19 protein-coding genes and 4 pseudogenes are annotated in these 19,671 nt (G+C 69.8%); 13 read left to right on the top strand and 10 right to left on the bottom strand.

The annotated features are described in order from the left end of the window. Positions 1 to 222 precede the first annotated feature (222 nt). Positions 223 to 1,650 (top strand): rifampin monooxygenase, encoded by a 1,428-nt coding sequence (rox, locus tag J7I97_RS37945; RefSeq protein WP_214944817.1) that lies wholly within the window; start codon positions 223 to 225, stop codon positions 1,648 to 1,650. 148 nt (positions 1,651 to 1,798) lie between these two features. Here the strand turns inward: rox and J7I97_RS37940 are convergent, their stop codons facing one another. Beyond that, positions 1,799 to 2,953, bottom strand: a complete 1,155-nt coding sequence (locus tag J7I97_RS37940) for an acyl-CoA dehydrogenase family protein (protein ID WP_214944815.1) — start codon at positions 2,951 to 2,953, stop codon at positions 1,799 to 1,801. 276 nt (positions 2,954 to 3,229) lie between these two features. Between J7I97_RS37940 and J7I97_RS37935 the strand changes: the two genes are divergently transcribed. After that, positions 3,230 to 4,444: a cytochrome P450 gene (locus J7I97_RS37935; protein WP_214944813.1), complete on the top strand. Its 1,215-nt coding sequence runs from the start codon at positions 3,230 to 3,232 to the stop codon at positions 4,442 to 4,444. Positions 4,445 to 4,522: 78 nt separating this feature from the next. Here J7I97_RS37935 and J7I97_RS37930 read toward each other — a convergent pair whose 3' ends face one another. Next, positions 4,523 to 5,719 (bottom strand): cytochrome P450, encoded by a 1,197-nt coding sequence (locus J7I97_RS37930; RefSeq protein ID WP_214944811.1) that lies wholly within the window; start codon positions 5,717 to 5,719, stop codon positions 4,523 to 4,525. A gap of 348 nt (positions 5,720 to 6,067) precedes the next feature. On the opposite strand from J7I97_RS37930, the gene J7I97_RS37925 reads away from it, so the two are divergent. Next, the gene (locus tag J7I97_RS37925; protein ID WP_214944809.1) at positions 6,068 to 7,354 is read left to right on the top strand and encodes a hypothetical protein; all 1,287 of its coding nucleotides are present in this window, start codon (positions 6,068 to 6,070) and stop codon (positions 7,352 to 7,354) included. Positions 7,355 to 7,518: 164 nt separating this feature from the next. Here J7I97_RS37925 and J7I97_RS37920 read toward each other — a convergent pair whose 3' ends face one another. Beyond that, a complete protein-coding gene (locus tag J7I97_RS37920; RefSeq protein WP_214944807.1) occupies positions 7,519 to 7,902 on the bottom strand; it encodes a DUF4440 domain-containing protein in 384 nt (127 codons plus the stop codon). Here J7I97_RS37920 and J7I97_RS40600 point away from each other — a divergent pair. Both J7I97_RS40600 and J7I97_RS37915 read left to right on the top strand, forming a co-directional pair. Beyond that, positions 7,834 to 8,304, top strand: a pseudogene (locus tag J7I97_RS40600) (AMP-binding protein); the annotation flags it as partial. The gene J7I97_RS37920 and the pseudogene J7I97_RS40600 overlap by 69 nt on opposite strands. A 328-nt stretch (positions 8,305 to 8,632) precedes the next feature. Further along, the gene (locus J7I97_RS37915) at positions 8,633 to 8,983 is read left to right on the top strand and encodes a thioesterase II family protein (protein WP_214944805.1); all 351 of its coding nucleotides are present in this window, start codon (positions 8,633 to 8,635) and stop codon (positions 8,981 to 8,983) included. A gap of 79 nt (positions 8,984 to 9,062) precedes the next feature. Here J7I97_RS37915 and J7I97_RS37910 read toward each other — a convergent pair whose 3' ends face one another. The 3 genes from J7I97_RS37910 to J7I97_RS40120 form a co-directional block, all read right to left on the bottom strand. Continuing rightward, entirely contained in the window at positions 9,063 to 9,689 is a 627-nt protein-coding gene (locus J7I97_RS37910) for a hypothetical protein (protein WP_214944803.1), read from the bottom strand. Between the two features lie 167 nt (positions 9,690 to 9,856). Next, complete coding sequence (locus J7I97_RS37905) at positions 9,857 to 10,837, bottom strand: NADPH:quinone reductase (protein WP_214944801.1); 981 nt, start codon at positions 10,835 to 10,837, stop codon at positions 9,857 to 9,859. A gap of 102 nt (positions 10,838 to 10,939) precedes the next feature. Next, positions 10,940 to 11,116, bottom strand: a complete 177-nt coding sequence (locus tag J7I97_RS40120) for a hypothetical protein (protein WP_214944799.1) — start codon at positions 11,114 to 11,116, stop codon at positions 10,940 to 10,942. A 652-nt stretch (positions 11,117 to 11,768) separates the two neighbouring features. Here J7I97_RS40120 and J7I97_RS37895 point away from each other — a divergent pair. Both J7I97_RS37895 and J7I97_RS37890 read left to right on the top strand, forming a co-directional pair. Next, positions 11,769 to 12,566 (top strand): thymidylate synthase, encoded by a 798-nt coding sequence (locus J7I97_RS37895; protein ID WP_214944797.1) that lies wholly within the window; start codon positions 11,769 to 11,771, stop codon positions 12,564 to 12,566. Then, complete coding sequence (locus J7I97_RS37890) at positions 12,563 to 13,081, top strand: dihydrofolate reductase (protein ID WP_214944795.1); 519 nt, start codon at positions 12,563 to 12,565, stop codon at positions 13,079 to 13,081. The genes J7I97_RS37895 and J7I97_RS37890 overlap by 4 nt, the downstream gene beginning before the upstream one ends. Positions 13,082 to 13,129: 48 nt before the next feature. On the opposite strand, the gene J7I97_RS37885 is transcribed toward J7I97_RS37890, so the two are convergent. Continuing rightward, complete coding sequence (locus tag J7I97_RS37885; protein WP_214944793.1) at positions 13,130 to 13,396, bottom strand: hypothetical protein; 267 nt, start codon at positions 13,394 to 13,396, stop codon at positions 13,130 to 13,132. Between the two features lie 430 nt (positions 13,397 to 13,826). Here J7I97_RS37885 and J7I97_RS37880 point away from each other — a divergent pair, with 430 nt between their 5' ends. Then, positions 13,827 to 14,123, top strand: coding sequence for a hypothetical protein (locus tag J7I97_RS37880; RefSeq protein ID WP_214944791.1), 297 nt, complete (start codon positions 13,827 to 13,829; stop codon positions 14,121 to 14,123). 121 nt (positions 14,124 to 14,244) lie between these two features. Here J7I97_RS37880 and J7I97_RS37875 read toward each other — a convergent pair whose 3' ends face one another. After that, positions 14,245 to 15,366, bottom strand: a complete 1,122-nt coding sequence (locus J7I97_RS37875; RefSeq protein WP_214944789.1) for a CapA family protein — start codon at positions 15,364 to 15,366, stop codon at positions 14,245 to 14,247. A gap of 210 nt (positions 15,367 to 15,576) precedes the next feature. Here J7I97_RS37875 and J7I97_RS37870 point away from each other — a divergent pair. Further along, positions 15,577 to 16,143, top strand: a pseudogene (locus J7I97_RS37870) (DDE-type integrase/transposase/recombinase); the annotation flags it as partial. A 24-nt stretch (positions 16,144 to 16,167) separates the two neighbouring features. On the opposite strand, the pseudogene J7I97_RS39410 reads toward J7I97_RS37870, so the two are convergent. Then, positions 16,168 to 16,420 (bottom strand): annotated as a pseudogene (locus J7I97_RS39410) (transposase); the annotation flags it as partial. Positions 16,421 to 16,488: 68 nt separating this feature from the next. Here J7I97_RS39410 and J7I97_RS39405 point away from each other — a divergent pair. The 3 genes and pseudogenes from J7I97_RS39405 to J7I97_RS37860 all read left to right on the top strand — a co-directional run. Then, positions 16,489 to 16,866 (top strand): annotated as a pseudogene (locus J7I97_RS39405) (IS256 family transposase); the annotation flags it as partial. Between the two features lie 459 nt (positions 16,867 to 17,325). Further along, complete coding sequence (locus tag J7I97_RS37865) at positions 17,326 to 17,820, top strand: hypothetical protein (protein ID WP_214944787.1); 495 nt, start codon at positions 17,326 to 17,328, stop codon at positions 17,818 to 17,820. 257 nt (positions 17,821 to 18,077) lie between these two features. After that, on the top strand, positions 18,078 to 18,377 hold the full coding sequence (locus J7I97_RS37860) for a hypothetical protein (RefSeq protein ID WP_214944784.1): 300 nt from the start codon (positions 18,078 to 18,080) through the stop codon (positions 18,375 to 18,377). A gap of 26 nt (positions 18,378 to 18,403) precedes the next feature. Here J7I97_RS37860 and J7I97_RS37855 read toward each other — a convergent pair whose 3' ends face one another. Then, complete coding sequence (locus tag J7I97_RS37855) at positions 18,404 to 18,640, bottom strand: S1 RNA-binding domain-containing protein (RefSeq protein ID WP_308369435.1); 237 nt, start codon at positions 18,638 to 18,640, stop codon at positions 18,404 to 18,406. Between the two features lie 466 nt (positions 18,641 to 19,106). On the opposite strand from J7I97_RS37855, the gene J7I97_RS37850 reads away from it, so the two are divergent. Then, positions 19,107 to 19,601: a hypothetical protein gene (locus J7I97_RS37850; RefSeq protein WP_214944781.1), complete on the top strand. Its 495-nt coding sequence runs from the start codon at positions 19,107 to 19,109 to the stop codon at positions 19,599 to 19,601. The last annotated feature ends 70 nt before the right edge of the window (positions 19,602 to 19,671 follow it).

Genomic DNA, 19,671 nt, shown 5'->3' with positions numbered 1-19,671 from the left:
GGGCGGGAGGTAGGGGGCGCAGATCGGAGCGGTCCCCGTCAGGGGCGGGCCGGCGAGGAGGTTGTCCGTCCACAGCGGATGACAAACGTAAAGGCAAGGAGGTTACCCACTCCTTGCCACTCTCAACTTATAGCGCACCGGGGGGCTTGCGGCAAGACCCAGGGCATGCCGCAGAATTGCCGACCGAAGCAAGAAGCTGTGGAAGCATATGGGGGGTTTGTGGTGATCGACGTGATCGTTGCCGGCGGTGGACCGACCGGCTTGATGCTGGCCGCCGAGCTGCGGCTGCACGGCGTGCACGTGGTCGTGCTGGAGAAGGAGGCGGAGCCGACCGAGCAGTCCCGTGCGCAGGGTCTGCACGCGCGCAGTATCGAGGTGATGGACCAGCGCGGTCTGCTGGAGCGGTTCCTCCCGCTCGGCAAGAAGGTCACGGTCGGCGGTTTCTTCGCCGGCCTCGGCACGACGTGGCCGGAGCGGCTGGACACGGCGCACTCGTACGTCCTCGGCATCCCGCAGCAGGTCACCGAGCGCCTGCTGACCGCGCGCGCCACCGAACTCGGCACCGAGATCCGGCGCAGCTGCGAACTGATCGGGCTGAGCCAGGACGAACACGGGGTGACCGTCGAGCTGGCCGACGGCACGCAGCTTCGCTCGCGCTACCTCGTCGGCTGCGACGGCGGCCGCAGCACGGTGCGCAAGCTGCTCGGCATCGGCTTCCCCGGCGAGCCCTCTACGGTCGAGACGCTGCTGGGCGAGATGAAGTTGACCGCGTCGCCGGAGGAACTGGCCGCCGTGGTGGCCGAAGTCCGCAAGACCCAGCAGCGGTTCGGCGCCATCCCCCAGGGCGACGGGATGTACCGCGTCGTCGCGCCCGCCGAAGGGGTGGTGGAGAACCGTAGGACCGCGCCGACCCTGGATGAGTTCAAGCAGCAGCTGCGGGCGTACGCCGGCACCGACTTCGGCGCGCACTCCCCGCGCTGGCTCTCCCGCTTCGGCAACGCCACCCGGTTGGCCGAGCGCTACCGGGTCGGCCGGGTGCTGCTGGCCGGAGACGCGGCGCACATCCACCCGCCGACCGGCGGACAGGGCCTCAACCTCGGGGTCCAGGACGCGTTCAACCTCGGCTGGAAACTGGCCGCCGAGGTCAACGGCTGGGCGCCCGAAGGGCTGTTGAACAGCTATCAGACCGAACGGCACCCGGTGGCCGCCGACGTGCTGGACAACACCCGCGCGCAGATGGAGTTGATGTCCACCGAGCCGGGACCCCGGGCAGTGCGCCGGCTGCTGGCGGAACTGATGGACTTCGAGGAGGTGAACCGGTACCTGATCGAGAAGATCACTGGGATCGGGATCCGCTACGACTTCGGCGAGGGCCACGAACTGCTCGGCCGGCGGATGCGGGACGTGGGGCTGAAGCGGGGTCGTCTCTACGAGCTGATGCACGGCGGCCGCGGGCTGCTGCTCGACCAGACCGGCCGGCTGTCGGTGGCGGGCTGGGCAGACCGTGTCGACCACGTCGTCGACGTCAGCGAGGAAGTGGACGTGCCCGCGGTACTGCTGCGGCCGGACGGCCACGTGGTGTGGGCCGGTGAAGACCAGCAGAAGCTGCACAGCCGGCTGACACAGTGGTTCGGGCCTGCGGTCGGCTGAGCGGCCTCCTCGTCGCCGAGCGGCTCCTGCCCACGGCGCGACGGCACCAGCCGCACTGACCAGGACGGTGGGGCGCCTGCCGGCGGCGCCCCACGCGCTTGGTCGGACACTCGCCCGCGGGTCCGCGTGAGGCGGACCGTCTCGTGCGTCAGAGACCCATGGACTTGGCGACGATCGTGCGCATGATCTCGCTGGTGCCGCCGAAGATGCGGCTGGCCCGGTTGTCCGCGTACAGCCTGGCGATGGGGTTGTCCATGATGAACCCGTAACCCCCGTGCAGCTGGACGCACTTGTCGATGACCCTGGCCGCCGCGTCCGTGCAGTAGAGCTTGGCGGAGGCGGCCTCGTCGGCGGTCAGTTCCCCGGCGTCGAACGCGGCCAGCGCACGGTCGACGACCGCTTGGAGGGCATCGACCTCGGCCTTGCAGTCGGCCAGCACGAACTTGGTGTTCTGGAAGGCGGCGACCGGCTTGCCGAAGGCCGTGCGTTCCTTCACGTACGCGGTGGCGAAGTGCACCGCGCCGGCCGCGTGGGCGTACGCGCCCATGGCGATGCCCAGGCGTTCCTGCGCGAAGATGTCCGCCAGGCAGGAGAAGGCGTTGCCCAGCCCGCCCACGACGTCGCCGACCGGGACCCGTACGTCCGTGAACGTCATCTCGACGATGTCGGAGGAGCGCAGGCCGAGTGTGGCGGGCTCGGCGCTGACCTCGACGCCCTGCGCCCGGGTGTCGACGGCGAGCAGGGACATCCCGCCGCGCCGGTCGGCCGGGTCCGCGCCGGGGGTGCGGCAGGCCACGAGCACCAGGTCGGCCTGGGCGCCTCCGGAGACGAACGCCTTGACGCCGTTGACGAGGTAGTGGGTGGCGTCCTCGGCCAGTTCGGCGGCGGTCTGCAGTCCGGCGACGTCCGAACCGGCGTCCGGCTCGGTGATCGCGATGGCCGTCATCAGCTCGCCCGTGACGAAGCCGGGCAGCCAGCGCTCCTTCTGCTCCGGCGTCGTGTACTTGACGAACGTCGCGGGAAGCGCAAGGTGGGCGCTGGCGCCGCCGAACGTGACTCCGGCCCGCGCGCACTCCTCGGCGATGACGGCGTTGTAGGTGAAGGGCGTCGGGCCCGATCCGCCGTACTCCTCAGGGACGCCGAAACCGAGGATCCCGAGCTTCCCCAGCTTCAGATAGAAGTCGCGGGGCACGCGGCCGGCGGCCTCCCACGCGCCGTAGTGGGGTGTCACCTCCGCCGCGATGAAGTCCCGCATCGTCGAGCGGAACACCTCGTGGTTGTCGTCGAAAACAGCTCGCCGCACTCTGACTCCCCTGTGGCACCTGTGACATCCGTGGGCACGTGGCAGTGCCCCCGGGCTCTCCTCGACCGGCCGGATCCAGAGGGCCGGCGGAGGCGATTCCCCGGCACGCTACAAGGACTTCGCCCAGCTGATCCCGGTTCTCGCCGCGATCTCCGCCCCCGTACGAGCGAAGCTCCAGTCGCCGTTGTTTGTCTGCTTCTCAGTGTTTCGAGTGCTTCTTCGGGGACCGGGTTCGAGGACGGTCCCGCAGGAGCGCCACCCAACGGGGAGACGGCAATGCAACTCAAGGAGAAGGCTGCTCTGTTCGATGCGCGGGATCCCCGTCTGCGGGACGACCCCTACCCGCTGTACAAGAGGCTCCGGGACGCGGAGCCGGTCCACCGCACGCCCTACGGGCACTGGGTCATCTCGGGATACAGCGAAGTCGCCTCGCTCATCCGCAAACCGCAGTTGAGCAGCGAGTACCCGCAGGATCCCAGGTGGGCGGAGCAGCGCGGGGGCTGGGACAGCCCGATCGTCGAGTCCACCCGTCGCTGGATGCTCATGCGGGACGGCGGCGGACACCGCAGGCTGCGCGGCCTCGCCAACCCGCTGTTCACCGCAAGAGCCATCCATGAGCTGGCTCCGCGGATCGCCGGCATCGTGCACCAGATCATGGACGAGATGGGCAGCGGACGTGATGTCGACCTCATCGGATCCCTGGCCGCCCGGGTGCCCGTGACGGTCTTCTGCGGACTCGGCGGTCTTCCGGTGGAGGACGCCGATTTGTGCCGCAAGTGGACCGACGCGCTGGGCCACGTCATCGACCCGGCTCCCGACGACGCCACCCGCCGGTCGATGAACGACGCGGCGCAGGAGTTCGGCGCCTACGTGGCCGAGCACTTGGCCCTGCGCCGAGCCGCGCCCCGTGACGACCTGCTGTCCCGGCTGCTGCTGGCGGAGTTCGACGGCGAGAAGCTCACGGACGACGAGATCATCGCCAACGTGCTGATGTTCTTCATGGGTGGCCACGAGACGACCGTCAACCTCATCGGCAATGGGATGCTGGGCCTCTTGCGGCACCCGGAGCAACTGCGGGCCCTGCGCGAGGACCCGGGTCTCATCCAGAACGGGATCGACGAACTGGTGCGGTACGACGCGCCGATCCAGCTCGTGGCGCGCATCACCACCAGGGACGTCGAGGTCGGCGACACCACCATCCCGGCCGGCTCGAAGGTGATGATCCTGCTCGGGGCGGCCAACCGTGATCCGCGCCGTTACTCCGACCCGGACCGTCTGGACCTGTCGCGGCGCGACGTCCACCCGATGTCCTTCGGCGGCGGCCCGCACTACTGCATCGGCGCCATGCTGGCGAAGGCCGAGGCGTGCCTCGTCTTCACCGAGCTGGTCGGGCGCTACCGCGACATCACCCTGGCCCGCGAGGACGTCGTATGGCGTCCGCAGGTCAACATTCGCGGACTCGGCGAGCTGCGCGTGGACCTGGTGTCCTGACGCGCCGCTCCCTCGCCGCCGGCCGGGGTCTGACGCCGGACGGCGTCCCCGGGGGCGCGGGCCCGGGGACGCCCGCCGTCACCAGGTGACGGGGAGCTGGTGCAGTCCGCGCAGCATCATGCTGGGACGCCAGGTCAGCGCGTCCGGATCGATGTCCAGGGCCAGGCCCGGGCAGCGCTCGAGCAGGGCGCGGAAGGCGACGGCGGCCTGCATACGGGCCAGCGGCGCGCCGAGGCAGTGGTGGATGCCGTGGCCGAACGCCATGTGGCCGCGGGTATCGCGGTGGATGTCGAACCGGTCGGGTTCGGCGAACCGCTGCGGGTTGCGCGAGGCGGCGGCGAGCACGACGGCCACCGACTCGCCCTGTGGGATGGACACGCCCCCGATCTCCACCGGCTCCTTGGTGTAGCGGAACGCCGTGGTCTCCACCGGGCCCTCGTAGCGGAGCATCTCCTCCACCGCGTTGTCCAGCAGCGACCAGTCTGCGCGCAGGGCCGCCAGCTGCTCGGGGTGCCGCAGGAGCGCGAGGGTGCCGCTGGACAGCACGCTGGCCGCCGTTTCGTAGCCGGCCACCAGGAGCAGGAAGGCCATGCCCAGCATCTCCTCGGTGGAGAGCCGGTCGGCTTCCTCACCCGCGTCGTCCACGGACCGGGCGAGAGCGCTCAGCAGATCGTCCCCGGGCTCGCGCCGCTTGGCCTCGATGAGCTCCGCGAGGTATCCGGTCATGGCCTGAGCCGCCGCCATGGCCGCTTCGGGCTTGGCGAAGTCGGTGCTCTCCAGGTACCAGTCGTTGAACCTCTTGCGGTCCGTGGCCGGGACCCCGAGCAGTTCGCAGATCACGGCCAGCGGCAGCGGGAGCGCGAACGCGTCGACCAGGTCCGCCCGGCCCGAGGGGACCATGGCGTCAAGCAGTTCGTCGGTGATCTGCTGGACGCGCGGACGCAGCGCTTCGATGCGGCGGGCGGTGAAGTCCTTGGCGACGAGCTTACGCAGCCGGGTGTGCTGCGGCGGGTCGGTCTGAACCATGTTGAGGCCGATGGAGTTGCCCCCGTCGTCCTTCCAGGTCGACGAATGCCGGATGTCGTTCGACAGCCGGGCGTCGGTGAGCGCGGCACGCGCCTCCTCGTGACCGACGACGAGCCAGAACTCGCCCGAAGCAGCGCTGCGCGCCCGGTGCACCGGCCCCTTCGCGCGGAGCCGCGCGTAGACCGGGTGGGGGTCGTCGACGAAATCCTGGCCGAGTGCTGACAGATCTTCAAAAACCGCTGTGAACATGGGTTTCCCTCGTGATCGAACGGTGGCCGGGGGGCCGGGCTCCAGATCGGGGGCCACCCGGTCGGCCGTTCGTGGCGTTGACTGACAAACAGTGACGTGTCCATGTTTATGGTGTTATGGTGCCGTCCGACAACCAGCAACCGACAAACGACAGTCGGCGAGCGCCGCCGCCCGGGGGGGGGCGTCTTCACGCCACTTTCTACCGCCACTTCAGACACCGCGCCGAGCCGGTTGAAGCCGCCTTCCAGGACTCCTCGAGCGCGACCCCGCGCGCTGCCGAGGAGACCTGGGGCAGGGTGACGCAGCCCGGACCGCTCGCCCACCACGCACACGGGAGAACCGCACGCCATGACAAGCCAGCGCCTCATATCGCCTTTCGAGACCGTCTACTTCGTCGACCTGGGGGCCGCCGGCCTTCCGCTCCACGACATGCCGGCCTACGTCGAATCCCAGGTCCGGGGTCCCATGAACCCGGCCCTGATGTCCTTGGCCCTCGGACTGCTCACCGCCCGGCACCCGATCCTGCGGTCCGAGGTGATCCCCGGTGACGAAGGACTCATGTTCCGCGTCCGCGACCGGGTCCAGCCGCCGCTCACCGTGCTCGACGGCGCCGACGAGGCCTTCGCCGAACTGCTCAACACCCGGCCCGACTGGACCGAGAGCATGTTGCACGCTTGGCTGATCAGCGACGGCGAGCACCACCGGGTCGTACTCGGCGTGCACCACGGAGTCGCCGACGGCCGCTCCGCCTTCGAGCTGCTGAACGAATTCTGGCGGCACTACACCGCGCTGGCGTCGGGCGCGGACCTCACGCCCGAGCAGCGTGACGATCTGCCCGAGGCCATCGACGTCCGGCTGGCCCGTGCCTTCCCGGACCGCGAGATCGATGCCCTGGCCGATACCCTCGCGCAGGCCGCCGCGCAGGCCGCCCTCCCGCCCGCCACCCTCCTCCCCGAGGGCGCGGACCAGCCCCGACGCCCCGCACCCTCATGCCGGTTCGTCGTCGACCGCCTGGAGTTCGAACCGCCGGCCACCGACGCCTTCGTCGCGGCCGCCCGCGCCCGTGGCGTCACCGTCAACAGCGTGATCACCGGCCTGGTGCTCAGTGCAGTACGCGCCCAGCTCAGCCCCGCGACGGGGCCGCTGGCGATGGTGTGCGGCCACGGAGTCGACCTGCGCACCCGCCTGACCCCCGAACTGCCGCTGGACACCGTGCTCAACTGCGTCACCGGACTGCAGACCCCGCTGAAGGTCTCGCACGACGACCATCCTGACGCCATCGGAGCCGAGGTCGCCGACCAGTTCACCACCGCCCTGGCCCGGCGCGACCCGGAGCGCTTCCTGCTCGCCGCGATCCGCGCCGGCTCCCGCGGGGTGGCGCTCCCGGTCCCGGTGGTCAGCTACGGCATCTCCAACGTGGGACGGGTCCCGGCCCACCCGGTTCCGGAGGGGGTACGACTGCTGCGGTTCGGCGGCACCGCGAACGCGCCCGGCATGCCCCCGAAGATCGCCACCGCCACCTTCGGCGGGCGCCTGCTGGTGCAGAACGAGTACGACAGCTGGACCTACGGCGCGGAGCAGATGGCCCGCCTGCGGGAGACCCTGCGCGCTTCGGTGGCCGAACTCGCCCACTGACCCCGCCTCCCGGGACGCACCAGCGGACGAGCCGGTACCGGAGCGGTTCCCCGCGCCGGTACCGCCGTCAGCGCCCGGGGCGACGCGCGGACGACAACGCCACGTATGAGGGACCCGCGCGCGCCACCGGCCCGTTAGTACGCGCAGCGGGGACCTTCAATCGGTCACGGTGTCGCCATGACGATGGGCCACCCTCCACTCGCCGTCCTCGCGCGGTACACCTGGGTGGCCCGCAACGTGTAGGTGCGCGGCTGTCCGTCCACGGAGGCGGAGGTGTGCTCGAGGCCGGCTGTATAGGCCATGTCGCCCAGAACGTCGTGCGCCTGCAGCTCGAACGCGTACGACGTGCAGTCGGAGAAGCTCTTCCCGAGGTCGGTGAAGAGCTCGTCGAGTTCTTGCTGGCCGTTGGCGTTGCGCCATGCTCCCAGGACGCTCACGGGTTCGTTGCGCGACCAGAGTGCCCGGGGGGCGTTACCGTTGTGCAGCGCAAGCTCCGCCTCGTAGAGGGCGGTCTTGACCCACGCCAGGAAGTCGTCGCGGTCGCTCATGCTTTCACGGAACCGGACGCGCTGGTGGACCTGCTCGAGCAGGAGCCGATCACCATCTGGGACTCCGCGCCCGCCGCGATGGCACATGTGATGCCGTTCCTCGAATGCCGTGACCCGGAGGGCCGCAAGGACCTCCGGCTGGTCCTGCTCAGCGGCGACTGGATCCCGGTGAGCCTGCCGGACGAGATCCGGGGCGAGTTCCCCGGGGCGCGGGTGGTCGCGCTCGGCGGGGCCACCGAGTGCACGGTCTGGTCGAACAGCTTCCCGATCGGGGACGTCGATCCGGCCTGGCCGACGTACGGCCGCCCCATGCAGAACGCCCGCTACTACGTGCTCGACGCCGGGCTGGAACCCTGCCCCGTCGGTGTTCCCGGTGACCTCCACATAGCCGGCGACTGCGTCGCCCTCGGCTACGCGGGCGCGCCCCGGCTCACGGCTGCCAGGTTCCTGCCGGAGCGGTTCGCCCCCGAGACCGCTCACGGGCGGGAGCTGGCCGCCTTCTACATCCCGGCGGAGACCGCGGACGACGACGCTTCCGCGGCCGCGCCGGACGAGGTGCTGGCTGCCTGGCCGGGCTGCTCCCCACGTACATGGTGCCCGCTCGCCTCACTTCGGTCGCGTCCTTTCCCGTCGGTCCCACCGGGAAGATCACCAGAGACCGGCTGCTCGCGCTGCACACGACGGCGTCCGGGAGCGGACGACCGCAACCCGCGGAAGGAGGCGCGTAGACATGACCGCCTGGCTCAGGTGCTTCGACCGGCGCCCCACGGCGGCGGTGCGCGTCGTCTGCTTCCCCCACGCGGGAGGCCCGGCGTACTTCCGGGACTGGCACACGGACCTGTCCCCGGAGGTGGAGGTCCACGCGGTGCAGTATCCGGGCCGGGGGGGACCGGCTGCGCGACCGCTCGTGGACGACGCGAGGCGGATGGCGGACATGGCCATGGAGGAGCTGACGCGGGGTGCCAGTGATGCCGTCGTATTCCCCGGCGGTCACTTCTACCTGGCGGACGAACAGGCCGCGGTGGTGGCAGAAGTCGCCAGACGCCTGGCACCCACCGCCTCGCCGGCCCCGCGGGCATAGCCGCGGGGGTTGCCGGTGTCCGGCGGCGCGGACGGTGCCCGTGCCGCCGCCCGCTGTTCGAAGCGGACGCGGCCGACCCTCAGGCCGTACGGCCTGAGGGCACCGTAGCGGCGGGCGGTACGCGCAGGTCGGTTGTCCGTCGGCGCAGGGGGGCGAAGGCCAGGAGGTAGCAGAGGCCACCGAGGGGCATGAGGTCCAGGTTGGTCACGATCGTGGCCGTGCCCAGGACGAAGAGCGCCAGCGACCGGACGGCATCACGGCCCTTGAGAGCGGCGAGCAGGGTGATCATCCCCAGGTAGAGGAAGGCCGGCCCGACGGTGTACACGGCCGGCATCACCCCGGGAACGTCCTGAACCTGGGCGAAGATCTCCCGCATCTCCGGCTTGTCGGCGGCCTGGAGTCCCGCGTACAGGTCGATCACCGCCTGCGTGGCGGCCGCGGCCGCTCCCACCAGCCCGGCCACCATCCCGGCCCGGGCCACCCGCCGCCGGACCGGCCCACCGGAAGCGGCCGCCATACGGCGCAGCCCCTCGCACGCCACCCCGAAGAACAGCACCCCGAGGAGGAAGGCGAGGTGGCCGGTGGTCCATGCGGCTCCGGGCTCCTTGGACCCTTCCACCAGGAGGCGGACGGAACCGTAGGCGATGAGGAGGACGGGGGCCGCGACGAAGGAGAACCGTGTGAGTCTTGCTGCGCGCTCTGTCATGGGTCAACCTTGCTGCCCGCCCGTACGGCGCCACCATGGGTGATCACCCCGACAACACCCCTACCCGGCCCGCGGGTTGACCGGGGGTCGCCTCGGGGTTCAGGTGTCCGGGCCCGGCGGCGTGCGGCCGCGGGCACTGCTGCGGCGAACTCCCCAGGGCCGATGTCCTACTGGGGGATGTCGACCAGGACACGGCCGAGTCCGCCCGCGTCGACACGGTCGTGGGCCTTGGCGAGGTCGGCGAGCGGGAAGCGGTCGCCGACCTCGACGGTGAGCGCGCCGACGGCGGCCGCGGCGGTCAGCTCGCGGGCGGCCTCTCGTTTGACCTCGGCGGGGAAGTCGTCGCTGCCCAGCAGGCGCAGGGTGACGTTGTTGAACAGCAGCGGCCAGAAGGGGATCTCGGTGGGGTCGGCGCGCGTGGCGTACGCGGCGATGACCGCACCGTTGGCGACGACGGCGTTGTCCAGTTCGGCGTTGTCGGACAGGGACACCTCGATGATCCGGTCCACGCCGTTCGGAGCGTGCGCGCGGATCTCGGCGGCGGGGGCGGCGGAGTCGAGCGCGACGGCGTGGGACACGACCGCCGGATCGACGCGGTCCAGGTCGGCGCCGCTGCGGACGGTGCCGATGACCACGGCCCCGGCCCAGCGGGCGAGTTGGGCGGCCAGTGAACCCACCCCGCCGAGGACGCCGTTGACCAGGACGAGTTGGCCGTCGACCGGGCCGTCGGCGAAGACGGTGCGGTGCGCGGTGATGCCGGGGATGCCGAGGCTCGCGCCGAGGTCGTCGTCGAGGTGGCCCGGCAGCGGGACGGCGAGATCGGCGGGCACGACGGTGTACTGGGCGGCGGTGCCGAAGGGCCGGTAGGACTGGGCGCCGTACACCCAGACGCGCTGCCCGGAGCGGCGGGCGTCGACGCCGGCGCCGACAGCGTCGATGACACCGGCGGCGTCGCTGTGCGGGATCACCCGCGGGTGGGGCATCGCCGAGCCGGTCCACCCGCGTCGTTTCTTGGTGTCGCCGGGGTTGACGCCGGAGACGGTCACCCGGACGCGGACCTCCCCGGGGCCGGGGGTGGGGTCGGGCAGCTCGCCGACGCGCAGCACGTCGATGGCCGGGCCTTGTTCGTCGTACCAGGACGCAAGCATGGGGGGCCTTTCGTTACAGGTCATCAGCTCGCGGGTTCCGTGAGCGTGGAGGGATCGTGCCGACGGCGGGCGGCGTCGGGCTCGGGGCTTCCTCGCCGAGGCCTAGCGGATCCAGGTGCGTTCGGCGCGGCTGGCGGCGCGAGCGGTGACCAGCATGCCGCGCCGGTGGGGGTCTGTAACGCGCTCGGCGCACAGCGGCGTCTCGCCGTCGTAGAAGAAGCTCGCCGGCTCGTCCAGGAAGGTGAGCCCACCCCGGAGCACCGCATGCCGGTCGGCCACGTCCGGCAGCAGCGAGAGAAACGCCAGGATCGTGACCCACCGCGAGAATCCGGTGATCCCCTGCTCGGCCGGCTCCCGCAGCCGCCGGAGAATGTCCTCGTCTCCCGGATCTCGGCGCGGTCGCAGGGTCGCTGCTCCATGCCATCCACGGTAGCCGCCGACACCACGGCGCCAGCCACCAGACGGCGTCGATCCGCTCCGAGCTGACCGCTCTGGGCGCCGGCCGCCTATGGCTGGCGCTGGCGACCGGCCGGCGCGACCACGACCGGCGGCGACCTGGCGGCGTACTCCTACATCTCGCCGCTGCTGACCGACCGGCCCGGCCCCGCCGCCGGCCTCGTACCGCTGGTGCTCGACGGCTTCGGCGCCGACGCCCTGGCCGGCTCGATCCTCGGCGGGCGCGTCGGAGACGCCCGCCCGCACGCGAAGGCCATCGCTGCGGCCGCGGTGGCGCCGCCGCCTGGCCGCGCCCGCCATCCGGGGCGCCCAGCATGCAGGCGCCGTAAGTGTCGAGAACGCTTGAACCCGATGACATCCCCACCCTCAACCCCTGACCTCGGGGACACCCGGGCTGGTGGAGAGGTGGGGACTCGGCCGCACCGGGCCGCACCCCTCTCCTGACGCGTGTAGGTGACCAGTAGACTCAACGGCTGTGGCGGACACCCAGTACGAAGACCTGTTGCGGCTGGTGCTCACCTCCGGGACGGCCAAAGCCGACCGGACGGGCACCGGCACCCGAAGTGTCTTCGGGCACCAACTACGCTACGACCTCTCGCAGGGGTTCCCGCTGGTCACCACGAAAAGAGTGCACCTCAGGTCCGTCGTGTACGAACTGCTGTGGTTCCTGCGCGGCGACTCGAACGTCGGCTGGCTACATGAGCACGGCGTCACCATCTGGGACGAATGGGCCGACGCGAACGGCGAACTCGGCCCGGTTTACGGAGCGCAGTGGCGCAGCTGGCCCACCCCGGACGGCAGGCACATCGACCAGATCAGCGAGGTACTCGACACCCTGCGCCGCGACCCGGACTCCCGCCGGATGATCGTCTCCGCCTGGAACGTCGCCGAGTTGAGCAAGATGGCACTCGCACCGTGTCACGCCTTCTTCCAGTTCTACGTCGCCGACGGCAAGCTTTCCTGCCAGCTGTACCAGCGCAGCGCGGACCTGTTCCTCGGCGTTCCGTTCAACATCGCCAGCTACGCCTTGCTCACGCACATGGTGGCCCAGCAGGCCGGCCTCGAGCCGGGCGACTTCATCTGGACCGGCGGCGACTGCCACATCTACGACAACCACGTCGAGCAGGTGACCGAGCAGCTCTCGCGCACTCCGTTCGAGTTCCCCGGGCTGCGTCTGCGTCAAGCCGACTCGCTTTTCGACTACACCTATTCCGACGTGGAAGTGCTCGACTACCAGCACCACCCGGCCATCAAAGCTCCGGTGGCGGTGTGAACGTCGGGCTGATCTGGGCGCAGACCCTCGATGGTGTGATCGGCGCGGGTAACGCGATTCCGTGGCGACTGCCGGAGGACATGGCGCATTTCAAGGCGACAACCCTCGGTAATCCAGTGGTGATGGGGCGCAAAACATGGGATTCGCTGCCTCCGCGATTCCGCCCGCTTTCCGGCAGGCGGAACATCGTGGTGACTCGCGATCCTCAATGGGTGGCCGAAGGCGCGGAACGTGCCGGGTCCGTCCCCGAGGCTTTGGAACTCGCAGCCGAGTCGTTGGCAGCCGAGTCGTTGGCAGCAGCCGCCTCTGCTGCGGTCTGGGTGATCGGCGGCGGGGAAATCTACCGTGCCGCCTTGGGATACGCCACGACGCTCTCGGTGACGGAAGTCGACTTGCCGGCGGACGGCGACACGTACGCCCCGGCACCGGACCCGAGGTGGAAAGTCGCCGAGGACAAAGGATGGCAGTCGTCGACGTCCGGACTGCGCTACCGGATCCGCAGATACACGCTGTGATGGTCAACCCACACCCCTGATGGCGGATGCTGCCGTGCCCCCAATCGGTCAGAGCAGGTGCAACGCCGCCTCGCATGCCTGGCACCGCCGGTCATCAAAGGCGGGCGGGTACCAGGGCTCACCTGGTCCGGCCGGCCGGTAGTGGGAGTGCTCCATCGGGTCGGTGTCCAGGCCGCAGAGTGTGCGCGGCAGCGGGTCCTCGGGCACGTCTGGGTCGGCTCCGGCGGCGTGCACCTGGAGCACGACCGGCTCGACGCCGTCCGGGCCGATGGCCTGGTCCGCTTCCAGCTCGAAAAGGACGATGACCGCACCCATACGTCCAGGGTGCGGGGCCACAGGTCCCTCCACACCCCGGGGGCCGCCTTCCGGGGTGTGCGCCGGGAGATCCTCGCCTGGCGTTTAGCACTGGCCCTCCGACAACCGATAATCCAGCGGTCCCAGCCTCAGCATCTAGCACGATCGTTCGTGTAAATTCACGAGGGATCCGTTCCAGGCCACACCCAGGAGGCAGCCAGCAAGCCGTGCCCCGCCCGGATCTGTTGCCGTCTGTTGCCGCCTGAACTACGAGCATCGGCCCTCCACCTCACCGCCACGGGTGACGGACCGCAGCGGGCCCGCGACGGAGTCGTCCAGGCACCCGACGCGGGCTACGGGAGCCGCCGGCTCGGAGGCGGAAGCGGCTGCACGGACCTACGGTGGTCAGAGAGACGGCGGCGTGCCGAACCCCGCTCTTGAGGAGGCTGCCATGGAGAATCACTTTGTCTGGGTGACAGCGCGCCGCATCAAGGCGGGCGCCTTGGAGGAGTTCGAGAGGGCGTGGCGCCCGGATTCCACTCCTGATGGCATGCGCCGCGCGTTTGCGTTTTGGTCCGAGGACGGGCAGGAAATCACCGGAGTGTCCCTCTGGGACACCAAGCAAGCGTGCGACGCGTGGCGGTCCTCCGACGCGGAGAAGCGGCGGCGTGAGGTCATGGCCCCGTACGTCGTCGAGGAGCGGGAAAGCTTCTACCGCGGAGGCGAACTCACCCTGCCGGTACGGTAACCCGGGCCGGCATTCAGCCGTGCTGCTATCGATCATGATGCGCTGGCGATGGTCGTCCAGCGCGCTGCTGGCTTCGTAGAAGAGCAGGCCACCAGGACTCCATGACCGTCGCCGTGCGGCGTCAGGGTGGTTGCAGCGGGTGGACGGTGATGGTGCCCTCCGGGCCTCGGGCGATGTGGGTGCCGAAGGCGCGGCTGGTGCGGGCGAGAACCTCGCGGAGCCAGTCGGAGTCCTCGCGCGAGGCGTGCCGCAGGCGCATCCGGTGGGCCTGCAGGGGGATGAGGCGGGCGTCGTCGAGCCGGCCGGTGTCCGGCTCCAGCGAAATGAAGTGGAGCAGCCGCAGATCGTCCCTGTACTGCTCCTGGCCGCCGATGCCTTCGTAGTCATCGATCAGGTCGCCGCAGCCGTAGAGGATCGGATGCCCCCGGTACACCTCGTACGGGCGTGGATGGTGCGAGGAGTGCCCGTGGACGACGTCCGCGCCGCCCTCGACGAGCGTGTGCGCGAAGCGGATCTGGTCGCGTGGGACGGCGTAGCCCCAGTTGGAGCCCCAATGGATCGAGATGACCACGAGGTCGCCGGATCGTTTCGCCCGCCGGATGCGGCCGACCACCTCAGCCGCCGCCGCATCCGAGGCCTCGTCGACGAAGTCGATCCCGCTCCTGTCGGCGGTGGCCGCCCAGGTGTGGGGGACACCGCTCGACGCCGTACCCAGGGAGAAGACCAGCAGGCGACGGTTCCCGGGGAGCGGGAGAACCACGGGCCGGCGCGCCTCGTCGAGGTCTCGGCCCGCGCCCGCCGTCCGTAGTCCTGCGGCGGCAAGCGAGCCGAGGGTGTCGGCCAGCCCGTGACGGCCGTAGTCCAGGACGTGATTGTTGGCGAGGGCACAGGCGTCGGGTCGGGCGGCGGCCAGGCAGGGCAGGTTGGCGGGGTGCATCCGGTAGTGAACCGATTTGCCGGGGGCGATGTCGTCGCTCTGGGTGACGGACGTCTCCAGGTTGAGGATCCGGGCGTCGGGCGCGGCCGCGTCGAGGAGGCCCAGCGCCTCGCCCCAGGGCCACGAGAAGGGCGCCGGACGCGGAATCGTGCCGTTCGTCGCCTCCGCCAGCTCGACGTACCTGCGGGCATCGGTGACGTACACCTCCGGCAGGGCCGGGTCACCGGGGTGCGGAAGGATCTGGTCGACGCCGCGGCCGAGCATCACGTCACCGGCGAGGAACAGCGTCACGAGTTCACCGCCCATCTCTCCAGGCTAGACGCTAGACGGTGTCCCGCCGGTGATGCCGGGCCCACGACGCAGGCGCCCGGCGCGTGCCTGCCCGGCGGTGCGTTCAACGCCCGGCCCGCCTCTCCGCAAGACCGGGGTCTCGCGGAGAGAGGGGCGGGGCTGCCGCTGGTCGAGGCGGTCACCGACTGATGGGGGGTCGGCCGACAAGGCGGTGTGTTTCGAGTACGACGGCTAGGTGTATTGCCCCGGGACCGCCGGTGGGGCCCGGCCCGCATCGCCCACCACCTGCGGCTGGTGCCCTCCACCGTGCACCGCATCCTCACCCGGTACCGGCTGGCCCGCCTGACGCACCTGGACCGGGCCACCGGCCGCGTCATACGCCGCTACGAACGCGAACGCCCGGGCGAGCTGGTCCACGTGGACATCAAGAAGCTCGGGAACATCCCCGACGGCGGCGGTCACAAGGTCCTCGGCCGGCCAGCGGGCCGCAAGACCTCCGGCGTCGGCTACCAGTACATCCACACCGCCGTCGACGACCACTCCCGCCTCGCCTACAGCGAAATCCTGCAAGACGAGAAGAAGGAAACCGCCACTGCCTTCTGGACCCGAGCCCAGATCTACTTCGCCAGCGTCGGAATCACCGTGGAACGGGTCCTGACGGACAACGGCTCCTGCTACAAGTCCCACGCCTGGCGAGACACGCTCGCGGCGGCCGGGATCACCCACAAGCGAACCCGGCCCTACCGGCCCCAGACCAACGGCAAAGTCGAACGCCTCAACCGCACCCTCGCCCGCTTGGCCGTGGGCTGGGCCGACGGTGTCGGGGAACACCTCGGCCAGGGCCTTCCAGAGGGCCGAGCGCGCCGTCGCCGACCGCCAGGACCGGGACTGCGTACGCCCCGGCGGGCGCAGTCCCGCAGCAGCCCCGCCCACGCCTCCACCGACTCTCGGTAGCCGTAAGCCAGCGGATCCGCTCCTTGGTGCCGTCGGCCCGTACGCCCATCGCCAGCAGCACGGCGGCCTTGGCCTCGTCCAGGCGGATGCGCAGGTGGATGCCGTCGGCCCACATTCCAGGGCGGCGGCCTGCATCCGCCTGGCCGGCCGAGTCAACGCCTACATAGCCCATTTGGCTGATGCGACGACAAGGGACGCCGTCTGGTGGTCCGCAGCCGCTACCACCAGCCCCCTGGCAGGTCACCACCCCCGGGGCGGTCGAGGTGAAGGCCCCGCGCGTGAACGACAAGGGCACCGACCCGACACGGGCGAGCGCAAGCTGTTCTCCCTCGGCAATCCTGCCCGCTCTGATGCCGCAAGTCCCCGGAGATCAGTGAGGCGCCGCCGCTGCTCTACCTGTAGGGCCTGTCCTCGGGCGACTTCGTTCCCGCGCTGGAGCAGTTCCTCGGCTCCGTGGCCGGCCTGTCGCCTGCCACCGTGACACGGCTGACGGCCCCGTGGCGGGCCGACCATGCCGCCTTCATGGACCGCGACCTGTCTGCCACGGACTACGTGTACTTGCCCTCCCGGACGATCTCATCCAGCAGCGAGCTGCCGCTTGGCGTGGTGCCGTCCTCGTTGACTACCGAAGCACGGGCGTGCCTACCCGACCGACGCTGCAACGTCGGCCTTGCTCGATGACCTATCGATCGACCCATCGGGAAGATACGCCTCCTTCCGGCAGGGCTGATCCACAGGTATGGAGCTGCTCGCGACCCGCACGCGGCCTCCAGCCATCGCACCACCAACGAGCTGGAGCGGCTCGGCTGCGACGAGTTCCGTCTGAGCCAGGGCGGCTCGTCAGTGGCGAGTCCGCGGCTGCGTGGCTGTCGTCGGGTTTGACCTGCTCCGATTGGCCGGATCCGGCGGGGTGCGCCGGTGTGCCGTCTGTGTCTGGCTGCTCCGGGCATAGGGAAAGAGGATAGAACGGGATGCAAGCGACAGATCGTCATGTATCTGTTCGAGAATCCCAGGAGACGCATGATGCAGCACTTCAAGGTAGTAGGTCTCGGCGCGGCCACCGCGTTGGCCGCGATCCTCACCTGCGCACCGGTCGCGGCGGCACTGGCGGGTGATGGCGGCCATGGCGGCGAAAGGGCCTTCGAGCTGGTGGAGCGGAACATCCAGGAGACATTCGTCGACGTGGACAACAACGGCGTCCCAAGTCCCGGTGACACACAGGTCTTCACGAACGACCTGTTTCGCGACGGGAAGAAGGTCGGCACTGGCGGTGGTGTCTGCACCATCCTCAGTACCAGTGACGGCGGCGAGGCCCAGTGCAACGTAACCCTTGCGTTGAAGGAGGGGCAGATCACTTCCCAGGGGCTGCTCTACGACGTCCTGACTGCGGCCCCGTCCGACTTCGACGCCGCGATCACCGGTGGTACCGGGGCTTTCAGCAAGGCTCGTGGTGAAATCCACGGGTCCTTCGTCAGCCCGACCGAGGTCAGGCTCGAGGTGCACCTCAGCCACTGACGTGCGGGCGCCCCGGTCGGCAGAAGCCTGCCGGGGCGCACCCAGCAGTGGCGTGTACGTCTCCGGGCGACACCTCAATTACCTCGAAGCCCTGGTACGAGTACATGAACGTGCCCGAGGCGTAGGGCGCGTGCGGATGGGCCGCCACCTCTAACCCAAGTGGCTTGGTGGACGTCGGCGAGATGCCGGTCGACCACCCCCTCCCGGATGCCGTAGCGCCAGTCGACCACCGACGCCGGGGGAGGTCCGGCGAAGGCTTGCGCCCGGCGCAACGAGTACACCTCCTGGTCTCGCTGCCGGGGTACACGCTGCGGGCCCGCCCGGTCGAGGTGTACCGGCCGGATCCGGTGGAGGACGTGCTGCCGTTCGTGGACTTCGTGAAGGTGCTGCTCGACTGGGTGGCCTGGTGGAGAGCCGAGCATCACCCCGGCGGCTTTGCGGACGGGACGACCCCGCAGGAGGCGTGGGAGCCGGATCCGACGCCGGTCGAGGCCGTGGAGGAGGAGCAGCTGGCTTTCTTCGCGCTGGAGGACCGCGGACTGTTCAAGAGCGCATAACAGAAGTTTGACGGCTACCGCGTTTATCACAGGTGGTCGGATGAGACCTGTCGTCGGGAGAGGACCAGCCTGCGTCGCTCTCGGTCGATTTCAGTTACGACGACCGTGATCTCGTCGCCGACCTGGACGACATCCGACGGATCGTCCTCGGGCGTCCATGTGAGCTTTTGTAGGTGGACCAGTCCCTCGATTCCGTCGGCGACCTGAACGAAGACGCCGGACGGGACCAGCTTGGTGACCTCCCCATGCAGTTTCTGACTCACCGCATTGCGGTCGGCGAATGCCTGGAAGGGGTCCGGCTGCGTCGCTCGCAAGGACGGGCCGACGACGGCATGGCGTGCGTCCTCGGCACTGGTGGGTGCCTGCCGGTTTGGTCACCAGCCTGCCAAAAAGCCCCACATGCGTCATCACGGCCGCCGGGATGACTTCTCCCTTCCCTGGCACTGTGGCTCAGATGCGCGAAGGGAGTAACAGACCTAGGCTTCTGATGTAGGCCGCCTCACGCCGGGGGTTTCAGCCGCAGTCCAACTTCGGGCCAATGACCCGAGCGGCGGTGAACGCCGTGTCATCTCCACGGACTCGGTGAGCGGGTCGCGTGACGTGCGCCTGCCGGAGGGAATGGGGGTTTGGCCGGACCACTGGTCACTTTATGGTCGCGCCACCCAATCGTCAGATTGGGCGGGCAACGTTTACCACAGAATCTGACAGGCCACCCGTTGGAAGGTCACCATGCGCACTCGAAAGGCAATCGTATTCACGGCGGCAATACTGGCGCTGGTGGGGAGTGTGCCCACGGTATCAGCAGCCACAACGACGCCTACCGCTGAAGGCAGAGCTTTTGTTGGGGCCGCGCCCGGCCTCGGCCTCCCCGCGGCATCGGTCACCGGCGTCACGATCACGCCGCGGCAGGCCGGTGACAGGTGGACCATTTCGATCGGGTACAGCTTGAGCTTCACCGCATTCGAGACGCGGAACCAGTTCCCGTTCGAGACTTGGGTCGACCTGTGGGAGCAGGACAGCGACGATGACGACCTCGTCCTTCGCGGCAAGCACGTCAGTACCTCCGCGTCATCGCAAAGCCGCACCGCGACATTTAGAACAAACAGTGACACGCTCGACACCGAGCTGGGTGCCGAGGAGATCTACGCGAGAGCCTTCGTAAAGAACCTGGAGACCGGCCAGGTCTTTCAGCAGAGCAGCCTCCGTGTCCAGCTCGGGGTCTGAATAGAGTGTGACGTTGCGAGGCCGGAGCGCCGCCAGGTGCTCCGGCACCGCTTACGACCTTGGGGGCAAT

The sequence above is a fragment of the Streptomyces sp. ISL-87 genome (genome assembly GCF_018614095.1).
Classification (GTDB): domain Bacteria; phylum Actinomycetota; class Actinomycetes; order Streptomycetales; family Streptomycetaceae; genus Streptomyces.
Note: the sequence above shows the minus strand (reverse complement) of the source record. Positions and strands in the feature narration are given on the sequence as shown.

What these genes read in the sequence shown, in the direction of transcription:
- J7I97_RS37935 (WP_214944813.1), top strand. Translation starts at nt 3,230, where the DNA reads ATGCAACTCAAGGAGAAGGCTGCTCTGTTCGATGCGCGGGATCCCCGT.
- J7I97_RS37930 (WP_214944811.1), bottom strand. Translation starts at nt 5,719, where the DNA reads ATGTTCACAGCGGTTTTTGAAGATCTGTCAGCACTCGGCCAGGATTTC.
- J7I97_RS37925 (WP_214944809.1), top strand. Translation starts at nt 6,068, where the DNA reads ATGACAAGCCAGCGCCTCATATCGCCTTTCGAGACCGTCTACTTCGTC.
- J7I97_RS37920 (WP_214944807.1), bottom strand. Translation starts at nt 7,902, where the DNA reads ATGAGCGACCGCGACGACTTCCTGGCGTGGGTCAAGACCGCCCTCTAC.
- J7I97_RS37915 (WP_214944805.1), top strand. Translation starts at nt 8,633, where the DNA reads ATGACCGCCTGGCTCAGGTGCTTCGACCGGCGCCCCACGGCGGCGGTG.
- J7I97_RS37910 (WP_214944803.1), bottom strand. Translation starts at nt 9,689, where the DNA reads ATGACAGAGCGCGCAGCAAGACTCACACGGTTCTCCTTCGTCGCGGCC.
- J7I97_RS37905 (WP_214944801.1), bottom strand. Translation starts at nt 10,837, where the DNA reads ATGCTTGCGTCCTGGTACGACGAACAAGGCCCGGCCATCGACGTGCTG.
- J7I97_RS37885 (WP_214944793.1), bottom strand. Translation starts at nt 13,396, where the DNA reads ATGGGTGCGGTCATCGTCCTTTTCGAGCTGGAAGCGGACCAGGCCATC.
- J7I97_RS37880 (WP_214944791.1), top strand. Translation starts at nt 13,827, where the DNA reads ATGGAGAATCACTTTGTCTGGGTGACAGCGCGCCGCATCAAGGCGGGC.
- J7I97_RS37875 (WP_214944789.1), bottom strand. Translation starts at nt 15,366, where the DNA reads ATGGGCGGTGAACTCGTGACGCTGTTCCTCGCCGGTGACGTGATGCTC.
- J7I97_RS37865 (WP_214944787.1), top strand. Translation starts at nt 17,326, where the DNA reads ATGATGCAGCACTTCAAGGTAGTAGGTCTCGGCGCGGCCACCGCGTTG.
- J7I97_RS37850 (WP_214944781.1), top strand. Translation starts at nt 19,107, where the DNA reads ATGCGCACTCGAAAGGCAATCGTATTCACGGCGGCAATACTGGCGCTG.